The 16,768-nt window shown below is 36.5% G+C and carries 15 protein-coding genes and 1 tRNA gene; 8 read left to right on the top strand and 8 right to left on the bottom strand.

Annotated elements, in window-relative coordinates:
- Positions 1 to 87 precede the first annotated feature (87 nt).
- Positions 88 to 177: transfer RNA gene (locus LY11_RS07690), tRNA-Ser, on the top strand.
- A gap of 681 nt (positions 178 to 858) precedes the next feature.
- Here LY11_RS07690 and LY11_RS07685 read toward each other — a convergent pair.
- From LY11_RS07685 to LY11_RS07670, 4 genes are all read right to left on the bottom strand, one after another.
- Positions 859 to 1,806, bottom strand: coding sequence for an alpha/beta fold hydrolase (locus tag LY11_RS07685; protein ID WP_211321506.1), 948 nt, complete (start codon positions 1,804 to 1,806; stop codon positions 859 to 861).
- A gap of 685 nt (positions 1,807 to 2,491) precedes the next feature.
- Complete coding sequence (locus LY11_RS07680; RefSeq protein ID WP_111633137.1) at positions 2,492 to 2,830, bottom strand: gamma-glutamylcyclotransferase family protein; 339 nt, start codon at positions 2,828 to 2,830, stop codon at positions 2,492 to 2,494.
- A gap of 193 nt (positions 2,831 to 3,023) precedes the next feature.
- The gene (locus tag LY11_RS07675; protein ID WP_111633332.1) at positions 3,024 to 3,878 is read right to left on the bottom strand and encodes an enoyl-CoA hydratase/isomerase family protein; all 855 of its coding nucleotides are present in this window, start codon (positions 3,876 to 3,878) and stop codon (positions 3,024 to 3,026) included.
- A gap of 62 nt (positions 3,879 to 3,940) precedes the next feature.
- Entirely contained in the window at positions 3,941 to 4,237 is a 297-nt protein-coding gene (locus LY11_RS07670) for a hypothetical protein (RefSeq protein ID WP_111633136.1), read from the bottom strand.
- Between the two features lie 901 nt (positions 4,238 to 5,138).
- Between LY11_RS07670 and LY11_RS07665 the strand changes: the two genes are divergently transcribed.
- The 3 genes from LY11_RS07665 to LY11_RS07655 all read left to right on the top strand — a co-directional run bounded on the left by LY11_RS07665 (position 5,139) and on the right by LY11_RS07655 (position 8,008).
- Positions 5,139 to 6,251 carry an acyltransferase family protein gene (locus tag LY11_RS07665; protein ID WP_111633135.1) on the top strand — a complete coding sequence of 371 codons (1,113 nt, stop codon included), beginning with the start codon at positions 5,139 to 5,141 and terminating at the stop codon, positions 6,249 to 6,251.
- Positions 6,252 to 6,360: 109 nt separating this feature from the next.
- Positions 6,361 to 7,323, top strand: a complete 963-nt coding sequence (locus tag LY11_RS07660; protein ID WP_211321505.1) for a sensor histidine kinase — start codon at positions 6,361 to 6,363, stop codon at positions 7,321 to 7,323.
- A gap of 1 nt (position 7,324) precedes the next feature.
- Positions 7,325 to 8,008 carry a LytR/AlgR family response regulator transcription factor gene (locus LY11_RS07655; RefSeq protein ID WP_111633133.1) on the top strand — a complete coding sequence of 228 codons (684 nt, stop codon included), beginning with the start codon at positions 7,325 to 7,327 and terminating at the stop codon, positions 8,006 to 8,008.
- A gap of 311 nt (positions 8,009 to 8,319) precedes the next feature.
- On the opposite strand, the gene LY11_RS07650 is transcribed toward LY11_RS07655, so the two are convergent.
- From LY11_RS07650 to LY11_RS07640, 3 genes are read right to left on the bottom strand one after another with little or no spacing between them, the layout of a single operon-like run.
- Positions 8,320 to 9,234 carry a helix-turn-helix domain-containing protein gene (locus tag LY11_RS07650; RefSeq protein ID WP_111633132.1) on the bottom strand — a complete coding sequence of 305 codons (915 nt, stop codon included), beginning with the start codon at positions 9,232 to 9,234 and terminating at the stop codon, positions 8,320 to 8,322.
- Positions 9,235 to 9,253: 19 nt separating this feature from the next.
- Complete coding sequence (locus LY11_RS07645; protein WP_111633131.1) at positions 9,254 to 9,991, bottom strand: SDR family oxidoreductase; 738 nt, start codon at positions 9,989 to 9,991, stop codon at positions 9,254 to 9,256.
- A gap of 13 nt (positions 9,992 to 10,004) precedes the next feature.
- A complete protein-coding gene (locus LY11_RS07640; RefSeq protein WP_111633130.1) occupies positions 10,005 to 10,982 on the bottom strand; it encodes an aldo/keto reductase in 978 nt (325 codons plus the stop codon).
- Between the two features lie 232 nt (positions 10,983 to 11,214).
- Here LY11_RS07640 and LY11_RS07635 point away from each other — a divergent pair, with 232 nt between their 5' ends.
- The 3 genes from LY11_RS07635 to LY11_RS07625 all read left to right on the top strand — a co-directional run bounded on the left by LY11_RS07635 (position 11,215) and on the right by LY11_RS07625 (position 15,306).
- On the top strand, positions 11,215 to 11,802 hold the full coding sequence (locus LY11_RS07635) for a Crp/Fnr family transcriptional regulator (RefSeq protein ID WP_111633129.1): 588 nt from the start codon (positions 11,215 to 11,217) through the stop codon (positions 11,800 to 11,802).
- A 92-nt stretch (positions 11,803 to 11,894) separates the two neighbouring features.
- Positions 11,895 to 12,647, top strand: coding sequence for an SDR family NAD(P)-dependent oxidoreductase (locus LY11_RS07630; RefSeq protein ID WP_111633128.1), 753 nt, complete (start codon positions 11,895 to 11,897; stop codon positions 12,645 to 12,647).
- Positions 12,648 to 13,080: 433 nt separating this feature from the next.
- On the top strand, positions 13,081 to 15,306 hold the full coding sequence (locus tag LY11_RS07625) for an ATP-binding protein (RefSeq protein WP_111633127.1): 2,226 nt from the start codon (positions 13,081 to 13,083) through the stop codon (positions 15,304 to 15,306).
- Positions 15,307 to 15,355: 49 nt separating this feature from the next.
- Here LY11_RS07625 and LY11_RS07620 read toward each other — a convergent pair whose 3' ends face one another.
- Entirely contained in the window at positions 15,356 to 15,706 is a 351-nt protein-coding gene (locus LY11_RS07620; protein ID WP_111633126.1) for a winged helix-turn-helix transcriptional regulator, read from the bottom strand.
- A gap of 104 nt (positions 15,707 to 15,810) precedes the next feature.
- Between LY11_RS07620 and LY11_RS07615 the strand changes: the two genes are divergently transcribed.
- Positions 15,811 to 16,554: an SDR family oxidoreductase gene (locus LY11_RS07615; RefSeq protein ID WP_111633125.1), complete on the top strand. Its 744-nt coding sequence runs from the start codon at positions 15,811 to 15,813 to the stop codon at positions 16,552 to 16,554.
- Positions 16,555 to 16,768 lie beyond the last annotated feature (214 nt).

Genomic DNA, 16,768 nt, shown 5'->3' with positions numbered 1-16,768 from the left:
TACCTCAGCATTAACCAGTTATCAATTTATTGTTAAAAAATCAACACCATTGTTTGCAAAATCAAGCCGTATTTGTACTTTTGTCGCGGAGAGTTGGCAGAGTGGTCGATTGCGGCAGTCTTGAAAACTGTTGACTTGTCAAAGGGTCCGCGGGTTCGAATCCCCCACTCTCCGCCAAACAAAAATGCTGCCCATTTCGGGTGGCATTTTTTGTTTTAAAGCAAGTTCTGCGCGCCTTCGCGCAAGGCTTGGTTAAAAACAAAAAAGGTCATTGAGCGTAGCGAAAAGCATTTTTGGTTGAAGCCTCCCCCAAAAGGGATCAGCGAGAGTAACGAGCTAATCCACATTGGAGGATAAGCCTTAAGGATGACTCATAGATAATCCAAGCCTGCAAGTCATATGATAGCAAGCTTTTGCATTTAGTGTTATCCAAAATATTCACCGTTTCCCATCCTGTAGGTGAGCGATTCGGTGAGTAGTTTTGGAAATTAAAATGACTCACCGAATTTCGTATATATATTTGATATACAACCCGTTCAAAGACTGAACATCTTGATTTCCAGTAACTGCAAAGCTAAATTTGTAAACCCCTAATGTGCAACATTATGAAAACTAATTTCAGCTTATTCTTCTACATGAAGAAGCCAAAAAACTACGTAAAAGGCTCTGCCCGGATCAAGCGGAATTCTTGGGGGGAAGAAAATCCCTGGGGATCTGAATAGCCAGGTCACCTTGATCACTGTGAACTTTTTTCTTCGTGTGATTTACCGAGATCATCCAAGTAGTGAATGTTATACACATTTAATTGCTGTTATTATACACTTCAAACAAGGAGGCGCTACGACGGGATCAATTATTTTATTTTCCTAAAAAAGACTCAAGTTCTGCTACAATTCGTTTAGATTGTGTATGATGTAGATAATGAGAACCAGGCAATAAGATTAGTTTTCCCTTATCCACGCTGTTGGCTTGCGCTTGATGCATTTCTGTCCAGCCTTTGACAGCTGAGTTTTCGTCTGCAAATAATAAAACCGGTAAATCCTTCGGGAAAGATAATTTTTGCGCATCTTTAAAACTATTACTTAATGAAGTTGCTTCTCTGTGCAAAGTATTGTTTCCGGTTACTTTCATCGTAATCATGTGTTCTTGTTCAAAACGGTGTATTTCTGATTCTTCTTTAGGTTTTTCATTTCCAAAAAACTTTAAAAATGCACGCATTACACCTACTTTGGCTAAAAAATCCATAGGTGCCGAATTATAACCCGGCCAAGGTTGTGTTGGCACACTGGTATCAATACCTACAAATGCGATTGCTTTACCTGGATAATTGTTAATGTATGCTAAGCTATAAAGCCCAGCAATGGAATGCCCCATTAATATAAAACGATTAAGATTTAATTGTTTCACAACTTCATGGATTTCTTCCGACATATTATTCAAACTGCGTTCACGATTTGTTTCACTACTCAATCCATAACCAAAAGGTTCAATCGTGATCACTGTATACTTTTTGTCTAATTCTCTGATTAATGGTTCAAAATCTAATCTTGGGCTTGCCGTTCCAAATCCGGTGAGTAACACAATCGTGTCTGGATCATGGCCATCTATTGTAATATTCATTGTACCGTCAAAAATTTTTATTTTTTGACCATAATCTTCAATTTTATCAGCTTCGATGCTTGAATTGACTTGATGAATCAGGAATGTCGTGATGAGTAGGATAGCGATTATGGCTACAATTCCTATGATTGTTTTTAAAAATATTTTTGATATTCTCATTATGAGCGAAGGACGGTTTTTATCCATTTTTTTAATTTCGGTATTATTTTGCAAGATTACAGCTTGAATATTTAATCACTTGGGCATTTCGGAATGTTGATGCCAGTGTTTTCGGTCAACCTATGCCAATTATAAGATCATACAAATTTATAAAAATACTGCGATTATTCCTGCTCTTAGTTCTTGCGCTTTCATTGCTACCACTGAATAAAAATTTCTGTAAATTTGTATTCAGTTAATACTGTGCTTACGACAGATCTCGGCGATAAAATTCTCTGCACGTAGCGCTTCCATCACGATCAAAATTTCTATTCTGCAGTGAGGATTCTTCGGGTACTGCGACGTACATCCTTGATAAAATTTTCGGGGATTGTTTTTTTGGGTCTTCCCATAATGATTAAAGTTAATTTTTTTTAGGAAAACACTCTATTAGGATCAGCGAGAGCAGCGAGCTAATCCACATTGGAGGATATAATTTAGTAAGATCTAGTGTCTTTAACATCAATTCAAATAGTCTTTTCGCGGAACGTGGCCCCATGTTACGTCCCAATTTTCCGAAATATACATATCAACTATCAGTTGCAGGTTTTGTGCTCATTTCTTTAATAACTCTCTCTCTATGCAGCATCCCCCTTAATTGATAGATTTTAAATAGCCGGACAGGTCTCTTGTTAGCGTAGACATAGTTTATTATCAAACAAGTACTATTAATCTATACATTTACATATACCCAGGCTTTTTTTCCTGATTCTAGTATAACCTCTACCCTCTTATAATCGTCAACTTCATACTCGTCTGTTCGTTTAAGCTCATCGGCTGAAATTTCAAAAACCATCCCATCCACTGTATCGGTAACAATACCTGTATGTTTAACCATAGGGTGGTGTGCAGCCCCACTTAAGGCTACTACCGCTGCGTCAGTAATTTCAATCATTGACAGTGCATATCCAGTTAGCTTATCCAATTTTCCTTCCAGCGTTCTGCCGTAGTTTTTTATTTGTACACTTTCGTTCTGTAGGGTTCCGTAGGAAAATAATTTTTCAGTATTCATGTAATGCCGTATTTGTTTTTACTCAAGTCTTTAACTGGGATATATCTTCTCAAAACAGAATACAAAAGATCCAAATTGAGAGGTTTACAAAAATAGTTATCGAATGTCGATTGATTACTAAAATTTTCTTTATTTTTTTCTGATTTAAAATTTTGTAATACTAATTCATTACAAGCATTCTGGGAATAAACGATCAGAATAATCGCCGTAATAATTCTTCAATTCTTAGTTCCCCTTCGATAGTCTGCGCTCCGTTTTGCATGGCGAGACTCATAATGCCACCCGCTTTGGCAGCAAACGCCAACTTAGCCCAGCCATCATCCTTAGTTTTAAAACCTGACCTAAAACGCTCAGGAGGCAATACAGCTTTCATGGTATACATTACGCCTTCAGGTAAAGAAGCAATATTTTCTGCCAGCCGGGAAACGAATTTATCTATTTCTGAATCTTTTATTGCACGGTTTATCCAGCCATAACGTTCGGCAGTTTCTGCGTCAAAAAGGTCCGAACCCAAAATAATTTCGAGTACACGCCTGCGAGGCATTTTAGATGATAGATACTGTGTGGCACCACCTCCGGGAATTATACCCATGAGTGCTTCGCACTGGGAAATTTTCCCCTTTTCTAGAGCTGCAAAACTCATATCTGCAGCTGCAACGAATTCAGCGCCCCCGCCCCTTGCAATGCCTTTTAGCTTCACGATAGTAATCTGTGGCTGATTCCTGAGCACTTCTCCCAAATTCTGGAAAATGTTCAACCCTTCAGCCGCCTCATTTGCCAATTCATCCAAAATATCCTTCTCATTAAGGATATTAATATCTACGTGTGCAATAAAAAAGTCAGCGTTTTTGCTATCAAATACAATTACTTTGATCAGAAAATCCTCAGAAAGATCTTTAAGTAATAGTTGCAATTCCTTCATCATCTTCCCGCTTAAAGCATTTACCGGTGCATTGTCTAAAGAGACAGTGGCTACACTGTTTGATACGTTTATGTGTAATGTGGTATAGCTTTTACCTTTAAATTCTATATTTCCAATCTGTGCCATAATGAAATTAATGTTTAATTTTACTTCAAATATAGAGCGGTAAATCATCACTATCCGGAATGCTATAATGCATAATAGCACATACAATGGAAGAAAACAAAATCATCAAACCTTATCTGTGCACTTTTAAGGATAAGGAAGATATTGTTCATTCCACCGAGCGTATTATGAAATATGCCTCTGATATGTTTTCCAAGCATGCTACTTTTACGAAAATTCTCTGATGCCTTTTTGGTTTCCACTGATTGTTTCATTGTGCCAGGCACAGGTCTTTTTGAAACAACCTGTACCCCATCTATCACTTTAAAAATGAAATCGCCCAGGATTCCCTTTAAAAATCTACCGTCGAAAATTGCCATACATATTTGCTTTTTTATTAATGTAAAGGATTTGTGCTAAAGAGTATCATCCTAAGCAGGCAATGTCCATAATTGTCCGCGGCTGTCTGCAATTGTCCGTAGTTGTCCATGTTCTGGTCAAAGGAAAAATTATAAGGTTCTTCAGTCTTCAACTAGTCATGCTTTGGTTGTGCCTGAGTGGTGGTCGATGTAAGACCAAGCTTTAAACAGCCTTTAACCATAGGTACTCCAAGTCTTTTCAACTAGTTGTTTTTACTTGGACTTGCCATGCTCTCACGTTACTTTAGCATTGCTCTTACCCTAACGAGTACTCAGGCAGTACTCAGGCAGTACCCGGATGTTACAGGTCAAAACCATTAGTTTGATCAGGATGACTTATATCAAGTGAGAGGGTTTGAAAACTGGCTTTCCTAAAGTTGTCGACTTCAATAATTTTAAAATTAATGTTCTTCGATTGCTCGCGTTTTTCGCATTTTAAATTTTAAGGTTTTTTGGGATCAGGCCGACATTTGAATTCTCGTCTCCTAAACCAGTTCGAAAAAAGGGAGGGTTACAGGTTACAAGAGAATATTTGAAATTGTCGAACAATAAGATGTTTCAGAAGGAAATTGATTTATTATCAAAAGGATTGAATGACTTTAAAAAACAGATGTTGATGGTATACGTACAGAAATATCTAAAGTAAAAATATAGACTACGTAGTTCTCATAGAGAATAGCGATCCTATTTTGAAATACGCACTATATGATCTGTTCCGGAAAATTGATGGAGCATTTTGCTCAAACTAATTGTCTGAAATAAGGCTCTTTTTTCCATTCGTCAAGAAAATAAACTGTTTGGTCATATTTATTATTAGTTTTTTAAGTGTAGAATTACTTTTGAGCTACATAAATAATTCACTATGCGTAGATATGATCTGGATAACCTAAGGGTTATCGCTTTTGGTTTGCTAATTTTTTATCATGTAGGAATGGTGTTTGTACCGTGGCCAAACCATATAAAAGACATTAAAACTTATGAAGGGCTTGTTTTTCCGATGCTTTTCTTAAATCAATGGCGGCTTTCTATCCTATTCATAATTTCCGGTATGGGAACATATTTCGCGATGTCTCGAAGAAGTGCAGGCCAGTTGGCCAAAGAAAGACTGAAGAGATTGCTTATCCCCCTGCTTTTCGGAATGACATTTATTGTACCTCCTCAAGTTTATTACGAATGGCTCGACAAAGGGATTTTTGAAGGGAATTATCTGGAATTTTATTTAGATAAATCATTTTGGAGGCCATATCCTGAAGGAGGAGCCATTTCCTGGAATCATCTATGGTTTATACTTTATCTACTTATATTTTCTTTGATCCTGATTCCTGGTTTTCAATATTTGCGAAAAAATCCTGAAGCATTGCTAGTTAGAAAACTACGGTCTTTGATAAGAAATACCTTTGGGCTTTATATATTCATTATACCATTTTTTATTTATGAACAATATCTTGCTCCGATTTTTCCATCCTCCCATGCGCTAATCGGAGATTGGTATAACCTTATTAATTACGGAACTTTTTTTATTTTTGGTTTCCTGATTATCTCACACAAGGAATTATTTTGGCCAACGGTAATGAATAATAGAAATCTTTACCTGTTATTTGGTTTGATATCATTTCCTTTACTGATGATTTTATGGTTTGCAACTGGGGATTTCCAGGGAAAGTCCTATCTTTCTTCTTTCTTCAAAGTATTTAATCTCTGGTCCTGGATTCTGACGATATTCGGATATGGATCAGCATATCTCAATAAGCCAGGTACATTTCTCAAATATGCCAATGAGTCAGTATATCCACTTTATATTTTGCACCAGACGGTCATTGTGGTTCTATGCTATTATTTGAAGCATACAGGATGGGGTTTTGCTTTAAAATTTTCATTAATGGTTTTCGGTACATTCGGATTCAGTTTGCTTATCTATGAACTCGGGATCAGGCGTTGCAAATGGATCAGGCCTCTATTTGGATTGAAGACTTAAATTGTTCAAATTTTGTAATTTCACATATCTTTAAATACCGCTATAATAAATGAAAGATTCGCTGCACCGGGTATATCCCTTTTTTCTCGGGCTTATATTGTTCAATACTTTGCGTGCGGTCACAGACCTTACCAAACATGAGGTTTTCTGGTCAGGCAGTATAATATTACATTTAATTGGCATTAGTTTTACAATCTCACTGTGTTATTTTTATGATTTCCTATGGCGTAGACAACTCGACAATTCTACATTCCCGGAAAGAGATCAATCAATAACAAAAGAATATTTGCAGATACTTTTACAATTATCCGGCATCAATATACTCCTTTTAATGGGACAATATGTAGGAATATTCCATATGGGGAGCGGTTGGATTGATTATATGCTGATCAACCTATGTTTTATACCATTTCTGATGATCTACTATACGCTGATAAGAAATGAAAAGGTAAGCAGAAATTACAAAGACAAAATATTGATGCTGGAAAAACTAAAAGCTGATAAATCCGAGTCAGAGCTCAAATTCTTAAAATCACAGTACCATCCTCATTTTTTATTCAACGCTTTGAACACTATTTATTTCCAGATCGATGAAAATAATGTTGAGGCTAAGCGGAGCATAGAAACTTTATCCGATCTTCTGCGGTATCAACTTTATGATATAGAAAAGGAAGTGACCTTTGAGCAAGAGATCAACTATCTGCGGGCATACATAGCTTTTCAAAAAATAAGAATGAGTAGAAGACTTTGTTTGAATGCGTATTTTGATCCTCAATTGAAAGAACAGAAAATACATCCTCTGCTCTTTCAACCGATCATAGAAAATGCATTTAAGTATGTCGGTGGAGAATATAAAATAAAAATCGAGCTTAAATTGGATGATAAAAAGATCAGGTTGTATGTTGAAAATACAATATCTCCAATGTGGCAAAAAGAAAAATGCGATAAGCCGGGAATTGGTCTGGATAACTTATTGAAACGTCTCGATCTTTTATACCCTGGTAAGTATAACTTTTACACCGAACAAATAAGCAGCCTATTCTTTGTCAGATTAATAATAAATACAGATTGAGATGGAAATAAAATGTATTGTCACAGACGATGAACCTTTAGCAAGAAAGGGATTAAAAGGCTATATTGAAAAAATAGGATTTCTATCTTTAGTTGGTGAGTGTGAGGATGCCTTACAACTCAGTGCCGAACTGAAAAATCAGCCTGTCGATCTTATTTTTTTGGATATTGAGATGCCGGAAATGACAGGATTAGAATTATTGAATACCATGAAAAATTCTCCAAAGGTTATAATCGTCTCAGCTTATGAGCAATATGCACTTAAAGGCTATGAATTCAATGTAGTTGATTACCTACTGAAACCAGTATCCTTTGAGAGGTTCTTTAAATCTGTCAATAAGGTTTATGAGATTTTTCAAAGAGAGCAAAAATTAGATAACAGGGAATATCTTTTTGTGAAAAGCGGGAAACAATTAAAAAAAATACAAATCATAGATCTACTTTTCATAGAAAGTATGGAGAACTATGTGATCATTTATACATCAAATTCTAAAGAAATCGTGAGCACCACTCTTAAAAAAATGCTAGAAAGACTACCAGAGGATGTTTTCCTACAGGTTCATCGTTGCTATATTGTAAATATAAACCATATCAATGCTATGGATGGAAATATTCTTAAAGTTGATTCCCATCAAATACCGGTAGCGAGAAGTTTTAGAGATACCCTTATTAATCGTATTGTTTAAATTATAACATAAAGTGGAGTAGTATACTGCTTTATTAAGTGATCTTAACAAGAATTTATTTTGAGGTACTGATGAGTAAAGGCTACGTCAATTATAAAATTCAGCTTGCTTAAAACGGTTTATTTAAGCTGATGGAATTTAGATTTAAGGAGAAGATGGTGAAAGCAATGGTAAATCTAATCAATATGAATAACTAAGAACCAAAAAAGCCTCCAAATTTTCATCGAAGGCTTTTGAGCCGTACCCCTACGTACTTAGATCAAACCAATGTTATTGGCAAGCGATTTTTACTCATTTGCTTTCTGCCGCCTTTAATTAAACGAATGTCTGAACTCTAAAGGCGAAAAATTTGTCTTTGTCTTGAAAAGCTTGCTAAACGATTGTGAATGTTCAAAGCCCAATTCATAAGCAATTTCCGAAACGGAAAGATTTGTAGTTGATAATCTTTCTTTAGCTTTTTCTATGATTGCGTTCTGAATGTATTGTTGTGTGTTTAGCCCTGTCAATGAACTCAACATGTCACTCAAATAGCGTTGCGATAGTTTTAATTCTGTACTGATATATTTCACTGATGGCAAGCCGTTCTTCAGCCTGTTTTCTTCTTCAAAATAGCTGTTTAAAAGTTCATCCAAAGAAGTTATCATGTCGTGATTGATTGCTTTCCTGGTGATGAATTGCCTGTTGTAAAAGCGATTGCTATAATTCAATAACAATTCTATTTGTGACACCAACACATCCTGGCTGAAATTGTCAATATTGTTTTCTAACTCATTGGCTATAGTAGCAAATAAATTGGCTATGATTTCTTTTTCTTTTGCCGATAGAAATAAGGCCTCTGAAACATCGTAAGAGAAAAAGCCGTATTGATTTATTGTTTTTCCTAGTGGATAATTCCGGATAAAGTCGGGATGAAAATACAAAGCGATACCTTCATAGCTTTCTATGTCTTCCGGTGGAAAAATAATTTGTTTTGGCTTCAAAAATGCTAACCCGCCCTCTTCAAAATCGTAATATCCCTGTCCGTATTTTATGTGTCCTGTGAATGTAGGCTTAAAGGAAAGCTTGTAAAAATCAAGACTTACTTTTTGCCCTTTTGGAAACATTTCAATCGAAACATTATTATAATTAACCAATGCAATCAGTGGGTGCAATGGCGCAGGAAATCCCAATACTCGCACCAATTGTGATATACTTTTAATGTGATTGATGTTAGCTTGTTGTTGCATTTTTCGTTTACGAATTTAATCAATTTTGTTTTGACGGACGAATAACAATATCGCCAATTTCAACATTATTAGGTTGACTTATTGCATAAATTACAGCATTGGCAATGGCTACAGGATCTATGGCAATTTGTTCCATTCCTCTTTGAATAGCTGTTTTCATTTCTTCGTTTTTTATATTGTCAGCAAAATCTGTTTTCACAAATCCGGGCGAAATGCCTGTAATGCGTATGTTTCCGTCTGACTCCTGACGAAACGCTTCTGCAATAGTTCGAATGGCATTTTTAGTTCCTGCATAAACGCCCTGCATTGGGACAATCTTTATTCCTGAAGTTGAAATAATATTGACGATATGTCCCGATTGTTGTTGTTTGAAAATCGGAATTGCAGCCGCCATGCCATACAAAACGCCTTTGAGGTTAATGTCAATCATTTCTTCCCAATCATCAATATCCAACTCGTCAATACGGCTTAATTGACTGACACCTGCGTTGTTTACAATAACATCTAATGCTCCGTATCTCTCAACTGCTGTATTTACAAACCGGACTAAATCGACTTTATTCTTTACATCAATTTTAGCATAGGTGGCTTCACCACCTGTGCTTTTAATTTCTTCAACAATTTGTTGTAATTGGCCTGTTCGCCTTGCACCCAAAACAACCTTTGCACCGTTTTTTGCTAATTCTATTGCAATGGCTTTGCCCATTCCACTACTTGCACCTGTAATAGCAACTACTTTTCCTTTAATATTTTGCATTGATGTCAGCTTTTTATTTGTCTATTTGTTTTTCTAAAAATTCAGGATAGCGGTCGCCTACAAGTGTAATTCCATTTACCGTTGTATCAATTTTCGCAAGTTCACCGGCTGTTAATACAATATTTATACTGCCAATGTTTTCCTCTAAACGATGCAATTTTGTAGTCCCGGGGATTGGTGCTATCCAGGGCTTTTGAGCTAACAGCCAAGCTAATGCTAATTGGCTGGTTGTAATATTTTTTTGTCGAGCAATTTCTGAAAGCGCATCTACTAAAGCCAGGTTGATCTTTATGTTTTCTTCGCTGAAACGGGGAATAATATTTCTTCGGTCAATATCCTCTAATTTTTTGTTTATTATACCTGTGAGGAAGCCTTTGCCCAAAGGACTGAATGGAACGAAACCAATTCCCAGCTCTTCTAAAACAGGTATGATTTCATCTTCTGGCTCACGCCAAAACAATGAGTATTCGCTTTGTAATGCTGATACAGGTTGAATTGAATGTGCTTTTCGGATAGTTTTAGCGCTTGCTTCCGATAAACCGAAATATTTCACTTTACCTTCTTGTATCAGGTCTTTTACTGTTCCTGCAACATCTTCTATCGGAACATCAGGGTCAACTCTGTGCTGATAAAGCAAATCAATGTAATCTGTTTTTAATCTTTTCAGAGATGCTTCGGTTACTGCTCTTATAGTTTCAGGTCTGCTGTCTAAACCTACTGCTGGTCTGGCATCTTTACAACCAAATTTTGTGGCTATTATTACATCTTTTCTATAAGGCTGTAATGCCTCGCCAACAATTTCTTCATTGGTGTAAGGCCCGTAGGCTTCTGCGGTATCAAAAAATGTAATACCTCTTTCAACTGCATTGCATAGTAGTGTGATGGCATCTTTTTCATCAAGACCTTTGCCATCCAGAAAGTTTAAACCCATACAGCCAAAGCCTAATGCGGAAACTTCTAATCCGCTATTTCCTAATTTTCTCTTTTGCATAATTCTTTATTTAATTATTTCTAATAACTGACTTAAATTTCTAGTACAAAATTCTTGATTGCCGCGCTATAAAAAGTAGTTGGATTGGTAATTGTTGTAGTCAGATTTTCAAACGTTTTTTTAAACACTATAAATTAGTGCAACTGAATAATAACAAATTTGAATAACTAAAAAAGCAGCAAAAATAGGTTGAAAGTTTTATTTTTGAAGATTCCCCTTAAGAACTCTAAAGATGCATAATTTTCAAGCGCTGTTCGATTACGTTCAAAAACTTTCCGGCGAAATGCTTTCAGCTGATGATAAGCAAGTATTTATCGCACATTTCAAACCCAAAAAAATCCGGAAGCGACAATACTTTTTACAGGAAGGGGATGTATGCAAATATACTGGATTCATTGTAAAAGGGGCTGCCAAGACGTTTACGGTAGATGAAAAAGGTCATGAGCATATATTAAAATTAAGTGTTGAAAACTGGTGGTTAGCCGATTTTGAAAGTTTTTACAAATTGACACCAAGCCGTTTTAACATAGAGGCGCTGGAGGATATGGAGATCTTACAAATAACCCATGGCCTGGTAGAGGAATTCATAAAGCCCATTCCTGCCTTTTCAGCGATGCAAAACGTGCTTAGTCAAAATAATACCATAGCTGCCCAGAAAAGAATGCAATCTTCCATCAGTCAAACTGGCGAAGAGCGATTTCAAGAACTTGTTAACGATTACCCGCACTTTATACAGCGTTTTCCGCAAAATTTAATAGCTTCCTACCTGGGTTTAACACCGGAAACCTTGAGCCGGATCAGGAAGAACTCCTCAAAATAGATTGATCTTTATCAAGCGTATTTAATGACTTATATCAAGATGCAGGTCTTCGTACAGGTGCATCTTTGGATTAACATTAAATAGTAAAGATCATGAGTAAATTAAAAAACAAAGTAGCCGTAATTACAGGCGGCAATAGCGGTATTGGATTTGGTATTGCCGAAGCATTTAAAAGTGAAGGAGCTGCCGGAGCTATTGTTGGCAGAAATCATCAAACTTTGGAAAATTCAGCTGCTCAGCTAGGCAATGATTTTATAGCCATCAATGCAGATGTAACTAACCTTGCCGATTTAGAAAGAGTATTTAAAGATACAGCCAAAAAATTCGGCAAAATAGATATACTGGTAGCCAATGCAGGTGCAGGAACAACCGGAACTGTAGCAGATGTGAGCGAAGCTGATTACGATAAGACCATGGACCTTAACTTGAAAAGCGTTTACTTCACTGTACAAAAAGCGCTGCCTTATATGAATGATGGAGGGTCTGTAATTCTTATCGGGTCAAATGCCGCACATCGGGCATATCCATCGTTTGGGCTTTACGGCGCTGCAAAAGCTGCCGTGATCTTTTTGGCAAAAAGCTTTTCAAACGACTTGCTGGAAAGAAAGATCAGGGTAAATGTAATCACTCCAGGTACTACAGACACTCCTGCATTTGATAAGTTCGTTCCTGCAGAACAAATCGAAGCTGTGAAAACACAGTTTGCAGGTGTAATGCCGATAGGCAGGATCGGGCAGCCGTCAGATATTGGTAAAACAGCAGTTTTCCTTGCTTCTGAAGATTCTTCTTTCTTGCTTGGCTCCGAACTTCTTGTTGATGGTGGCATGACCTACTTAGCTAAATAATTTCCTATTCACTGGTACGGGTTTGAGCTCGTGCCAGTGAATACCCAATGGGAATCTGTAATCACAAAAAAACTACTCTATTTCAAATTGATATTTTTTCTCTTAATACTTTGGTCAAATGGCTTTATATAAAATACTTTAAAGTAATCGCTCAATTACGTTAGCAGTATTAATCTTAAATAAGTAAAAACCAAGGCCGCGCTTTTTACTGCTCCACCTAATGCCTGCAATGAAAATAATTAAAGAACGCTCCTTTTTACTGGATTACCTCTGAGAATAAGGAAAAAGTCTCTTTTTCTGTCTTAGGCCGCCTGATTAGTAATCGAATGATCTATAACGTTTTTTATTTTAGTGAGGGCAATTGTCATAATTTATAAATGATACAAAGCCGCCATAAATAGCCCATATTTACACTTTTATAATTAATTAAGATATGTCTGGTTTTCAAGTTGATTTAACTAATTGTGGTATTGAGCCTATTCATATACCAGGACAAATACAGTCGCATGGTTTTATGATTGTCATTGATGATAACATGATCATTCAATTTCACAGTGATAATATCAATAAGTTTATTTCTCAGGCTTTTGATTTACTAATAGGTAAATCCATTAGTTATATAGAGAATCTATTAGACCACGATCATCAACCAGATTTCATCAGACAGCTGATTTCTACCGGGAAAACCAATAAAGGGTTTCAAAGGATTAATCCAGTTCCAATAACAATTTCCAGAATCCAATATTATTTAATCATTTCTTTAAGTGACGAAAAATATATTTTGGAATTCGAATTATCGGCATCCAGTTTCCAATTGGATGTACAAGGTTTAATGGGGAGTACCATTGCTGAAATTCTTACCTACAACAGGATGGAAGAATTATTGAAAAATACCGCTGTTCAAGTAAAACAGGTTATAGATTTTGACAGGGTAATGATCTATCGTTTCGCACAAGACGGTCATGGTGAAGTTGTAGCAGAAGCTAAGAACCCGGTTTTATCTCCCTGGCTCGGTTTACACTATCCAGCTTCTGATATACCCCGACAAGCCCGCGAACTATATAAATTGAACTTAACCAGATTAATAGCTGATGTAGAATCACAACCAGTCAGAATTAATAAAGCAAAAAATAATCCAGAAGACCTGGACCTGACCTATAGTCAATTAAGAGCGGTATCCCCTATCCATATTCAATACTTAAAAAACATGGGTGTAGCATCCAGCTTCAGTATTTCCCTGAAATTTAAAGATGAGTTATGGGGCTTAATTGCATGTCATAATTATACTCCCCGTTTCATTGATTTTAAATCCAGAGAGTATGCCAAGCTCATCGGTCAGATCACCTCGTCCGCACTCGAATTCAGACAGAATGAAGAAACGCTGAGAAAAGAAAATGAATTCAACCACAGTCTGGAAAAGATTATTAAACAGTTGATGGAAACCGAAAGCATAGAAAAAGCGCTGGCTTCAGAAGATACAACGATATTAGATATACTCAAGTGTAGTGGTGCTATGCTTGTACACAATAAAAAGATATATAAATTGGGGAATACCCCCAACGATAAACAATTACTGGATTTAATGTTGTGGATAAATGAACAGGTTAAAGACACATTATATCAGACCGATAACCTCTCTAAAGTCTATCCCGAAGCATCCGCATATAAAGATAGCGCGAGCGGAATATTAATTTCAGTACTCTCTAAAGAATTGGGAGATTACTTAATCTGGTTCAGGGCCGAACAAGTTCAGAACTTGAAATGGGCAGGTAATCCAAATAAATCAGTTACGCCCGATGCTAATGAATTACTTAACATTTCTCCCCGAAATTCATTTGCGGTCTGGAATGAAACTATAACTGGTATTGCCGAAGCCTGGTCTATAGAAGACATCAAGTCTATTATCAAATTGAAAGAGGAAGTGAACTATGGGCTAAACCACAAAGCCGGAACTGCGCGTATTCTGAATGAAAGACTTAAGTTAGCCTACCAGGAGTTAGAAAGTTTTAGTTACACCATTTCACATGATTTGAAGAACCCCATTGCATCAATTAAAAGTTATGCCCAACTCCTTATCAGGGATCAGAATATTTTGGAACGTGGTCAGCAAATGCTGCAAAGAATAGCTGATCGGGCAGATCAGATGAATTTAATGATAAATGCTGTACTTGATTATTCACGTATTGGCCGTACAGCAATGCGCTTTCACCCTATTAAAACAGAAAACTTAATCACTGATATTGTTAACGATCTTGATTTAATTTATGGTAACAAAAAACTAAAAGTTGTTATGGGTCAGATTCCAGATGTAAAAGGTGATCCTATTATGGTATTACAGGTTTTTTCTAACCTGATTAGCAATGCCGTGAAATACTCACAACATTCCACTGCCCCGGAAGTGCATATTTCTGGCGAATTGGTTGGAAATAAAGTTCATTATAGCATCACAGACAACGGTATTGGAATAGCTCAAAATGATTTACTGAGCATATTTGAGCTATTTAACAGAATGGATAATGTCAAAGATATAGAGGGATCAGGTGTTGGTTTGGCAATTGTGAAACGGATCATGGAAAAACACAAAGGCACAATCATTGCTGAAAGTGAGTTAGGAGTTGGCTCAACCTTTCGCTTAGTATTTGAGCATGATCAAGTCTAGTACTTTATTGCCATACCTACTTCCAGCTTAGCGCTAATTAAACGCAACCCTACTTACCAGTAATCACCTTCCTGTGCGCTATCCCCCATGCTGACAGGTTATTAATAATAGTCTTTAACGTCATCCCATATTCCGATAACTGATATTGAACAGATATTGGCTGCGTATCTAATACGGTTCGCTTCACCAGTTTATTGATCTCCAATTCCTTTAATTCTTTACTCAGCATTTTGTTTGATATTCCTTGTACATCATTCAAAATGTCTGAAAATCTTCTTTTGTTGTAATAGCAAATGGAGGAAATGATGGAGATTTTCCATTTCCCATACAACACGTCCATCGCATCGTGGACGGCCATGATCTCTTTTTTGTGCCCTAATTGGCATTCATTTTCTGTCATAAGTTACTTTGTTACTCAAAGGTTACTGTTACTTTTCGTTACAAAGTAACCTAAATAAACTTACCTATTCTAACTTTGCACTATAAATATTTAAAAATTTAATCATGGACTTTAAAAATAAAAACGTTGTTATTACAGGTGGAACTACCGGAATAGGGCTTGCAACAGCAAAAGCATTTATTAACGCAGGTGCAAATGTTTGGATTACGGGCAGAAATGCCGGTAATCTGCAAAAAGCAACAGAAGAAATAAACAACCCGAAATTGTTTACTGTAGTATCGGACACTTCAAAACTTGAAGAAATTTCAATCCTGGAAAAAGCAGTTGCAGAAAGTGGAAATAAATTAGATGTCCTTTTCCTGAATGCGGGAATTGCAACATTTGAGCCCATAGAAAAAGTAACTGAGGCAAACTTTGACGCACAATTCAACACCAATGTCAAAGGCCATTTCTTCACATTGCAAAAATTACTTCCTCACCTGGCAGACGGAGCAGCAGTAGTATTCACTTCTTCATCAGTTGCCTCAGCTGCAAATTTGGGAGCCAGCGTATATTCTGCAACTAAAGGAGCTTTAAATAAAATTGCCCAGATTGCAGCAAATGAACTGGCGGGAAGAAAAATTCGTGTAAACATTGTTAGCCCGGGGCCTATTTTAACTCCTGGTTTAGATAATGCCTTACCCCCAGAAGCAAAAGAATCTTTAGCCAGCGCTACAGCTCTGCAACGGATTGGTGATCCTGATGAGATTGCAAAAACAGTGTTATTCCTGGCTTCTGATGCCGCAAGTTTTATTACAGGAACAGAGATCACTGTGGATGGTGGTTACCATAACTACGCATTAAAATAAGCCATAATAACAGTATTCAAAACCTAAATAAAAGGCAGACAAAGATGTTTTTGTCTGCCTTTTAAACTTTTTTTTAGAAAATTTAGTTTGGTAATCCGTTTTCGCTAAGAACAATAAACTGGAATTGCAACATTAAAGTTGACATTTAGTTAAGCGGCAATATTTTGTTTATTTAAGTTTTTCCCAAATTCTTCTGGGGACAAGTACCCCAGTG

Origin of the sequence: Pedobacter cryoconitis (assembly GCF_003259615.1) — a bacterium.
Classification (GTDB): Bacteria; Bacteroidota; Bacteroidia; order Sphingobacteriales; family Sphingobacteriaceae; genus Pedobacter; species Pedobacter cryoconitis.
Note: the sequence above shows the minus strand (reverse complement) of the source record. Positions and strands in the feature narration are given on the sequence as shown.

Bases quoted from the DNA above. Each gene is read 5' to 3' on its own strand.
- LY11_RS07665 (WP_111633135.1), top strand. From the start codon at position 5,139: ATGCGTAGATATGATCTGGATAACCTAAGGGTTATCGCTTTTGGTTTG.
- LY11_RS07640 (WP_111633130.1), bottom strand. From the start codon at position 10,982: ATGCAAAAGAGAAAATTAGGAAATAGCGGATTAGAAGTTTCCGCATTA.
- LY11_RS07645 (WP_111633131.1), bottom strand. From the start codon at position 9,991: ATGCAAAATATTAAAGGAAAAGTAGTTGCTATTACAGGTGCAAGTAGT.
- LY11_RS07670 (WP_111633136.1), bottom strand. From the start codon at position 4,237: ATGGCAATTTTCGACGGTAGATTTTTAAAGGGAATCCTGGGCGATTTC.
- LY11_RS07650 (WP_111633132.1), bottom strand. From the start codon at position 9,234: ATGCAACAACAAGCTAACATCAATCACATTAAAAGTATATCACAATTG.
- LY11_RS07615 (WP_111633125.1), top strand. From the start codon at position 15,811: ATGGACTTTAAAAATAAAAACGTTGTTATTACAGGTGGAACTACCGGA.
- LY11_RS07630 (WP_111633128.1), top strand. From the start codon at position 11,895: ATGAGTAAATTAAAAAACAAAGTAGCCGTAATTACAGGCGGCAATAGC.
- LY11_RS07620 (WP_111633126.1), bottom strand. From the start codon at position 15,706: ATGACAGAAAATGAATGCCAATTAGGGCACAAAAAAGAGATCATGGCC.
- LY11_RS07685 (WP_211321506.1), bottom strand. From the start codon at position 1,806: ATGGATAAAAACCGTCCTTCGCTCATAATGAGAATATCAAAAATATTT.
- LY11_RS07655 (WP_111633133.1), top strand. From the start codon at position 7,325: ATGGAAATAAAATGTATTGTCACAGACGATGAACCTTTAGCAAGAAAG.
- LY11_RS07635 (WP_111633129.1), top strand. From the start codon at position 11,215: ATGCATAATTTTCAAGCGCTGTTCGATTACGTTCAAAAACTTTCCGGC.
- LY11_RS07680 (WP_111633137.1), bottom strand. From the start codon at position 2,830: ATGAATACTGAAAAATTATTTTCCTACGGAACCCTACAGAACGAAAGT.
- LY11_RS07675 (WP_111633332.1), bottom strand. From the start codon at position 3,878: ATGGCACAGATTGGAAATATAGAATTTAAAGGTAAAAGCTATACCACA.
- LY11_RS07625 (WP_111633127.1), top strand. From the start codon at position 13,081: ATGTCTGGTTTTCAAGTTGATTTAACTAATTGTGGTATTGAGCCTATT.